At 71.0% G+C, this 1,618-nt stretch carries 3 protein-coding genes; 1 reads left to right on the top strand and 2 read right to left on the bottom strand.

Annotation, left to right across the window (positions count from 1 at the left end; all coding sequences use genetic code 11):
* Window positions 1–297 (top strand): glycoside hydrolase family 6 protein (locus ABZ471_RS48590; RefSeq protein ID WP_359075604.1); only part of this gene is annotated, 297 nt, incomplete at its 5' end.
* A gap of 7 nt (window positions 298–304) precedes the next feature.
* Here ABZ471_RS48590 and ABZ471_RS48585 read toward each other — a convergent pair.
* A complete protein-coding gene (locus ABZ471_RS48585) occupies window positions 305–1,141 on the bottom strand; it encodes a TIGR04222 domain-containing membrane protein (RefSeq protein WP_359075602.1) in 837 nt (278 codons plus the stop codon).
* 27 nt (window positions 1,142–1,168) lie between these two features.
* The coding region (locus ABZ471_RS48580; RefSeq protein WP_359075600.1) for a galactose oxidase early set domain-containing protein at window positions 1,169–1,618 on the bottom strand (450 nt) is incomplete at its 5' end.

The raw sequence follows: 1,618 nt of genomic DNA, 5'->3' as shown, positions 1-1,618 counted from the left end.
TCCGTCACCTACGGCAAACAGCTCTCGGCGAAGGTCGGCGGCAAGCACTTCGTCGTCGACACCAGCCGCAACGGCAGCGGTCCGTACGCCCAGGGCGACCCGACCGAGCGGTGGTGCAACCCGCCCGGCCGGTCCCTGGGAGAGACCCCGACGACGAGCACGGAAGACCCGTCGGTGGACGCCTACCTGTGGGTCAAGCGCCCCGGCGAGTCCGACGGCACCTGCAAGGGAGGCCCGAAGGCGGGCCGGTGGTGGCCCGCCTACGCCCTGGGACTGGCGCGGGAGACAACCCCGTAGGACGCCGTCACAGGCCGCCGAGCCCGGGTGCGTCCCTGATGACGTACTCGGGCTCCGGAGGCGGGGGCGGGGGAGCGAGCGGGTGGCTTTTCGGCAGCACGCCCGGACCGTCCAGAGCGACCCGGCCCAGCAGCGCGGGGTCGCCCCGGTCCGGGCCGGGATGGGGGTCGGGCGCCCACGTGCCCGCCCTCGCCAGCTCGACGGCACGCAGGCCCAGCGGGGAGGGCCCGGGCCGGCAGCCGAGGTCCCTCACCCACAGGAGGAACGAGCCCACCAGGAGCGGTGCGTACCCGAGGAGGATCCAGTAGGAGCCGCCGCCGAGCCGGGCGAGGACGGCGGCCGCCCCGATGAGCACCGGCGAGCACAGGATCGTCATCCCGAAGAAGTCGGTGGCGATCAGGACATCCCTCGTGCGGTCGGGATCGTTCAGCAGGCCCTCGGCGACCAGCCGATCGCGGATACGGCGGACGTACTCGTCGTCCGTTCCCACCCACGGCAGGCCGCGGCTCCGGTACCTCTCGGCATGCTTCCGTACGGCCGCGTCGGTGAACGCGGCCTCGACGTCGTCCTGCGGTCGGCAGCCCGCCGGTTCCACGGTGATCCACTCGCCCGTCCCCGAGACGGAGAGCCGGCCCGTGTCCCGCATGCGCACCGCCACGGTCACGCACAGCCCTCCGGCCCCGCCCTGCAGATAGGCGATCTCGTAGAGGTCGGCCACGGGGTCCGGCCCACGCGGCGAGACGACGGCGGCCCGCACCCGGCGTGCCGCACGCCCGCTGTACACGGCACACGCGGCCAGTACGACGGCCGCCACCCCGAGTACGACGAAATTGATCTGATCCACCGACACAACGCCCCCCGGAAGCGGTGTCTAAGGCACCTTCACCCACTGAGCCTTGCTGGGAGTTCCCTGATCGTCGTCCGCGAACAGCATGTACCACCCCGACTGCACCAGATTCCGGCTCTCCGGCACCGTCACGGTGATCTTGTCCCCGGACGTCCTGAAGTCCAGCGCGATCGACCGCTGGTCCACATCCGTCACATGCGTGGACGCACTGGGCCGGATCAACCGCACCTTCTTGATACTGGAGGCATGCGGTGAAGTGAAGGTCCCGGAGGCGCCCCGCGCGATCGTCTGCGGTCCGCCACCGAGCGTCGGCCGGGAGTCCCGGTAGAGATACGGCGGCGTGTAGATCTCGATCCGCTGCTCGAACTTCCCCGGCTTCGTGTTCGCCTTGTCTGCGTACAGCGAGTCGGAGCCGAAGAACATCACCCGCCCGTCCGGCAGCAGGACCGACCCGGAGTGGTAGTTCCGTCCCAC

The organism is Streptomyces sp. NPDC005728, assembly GCF_040630895.1.
Lineage (GTDB): Bacteria > Actinomycetota > Actinomycetes > Streptomycetales > Streptomycetaceae > Streptomyces.
The sequence above is the reverse complement of the archived record's forward strand: the minus strand, read 5'-3'. Positions and strand labels throughout refer to the sequence as shown.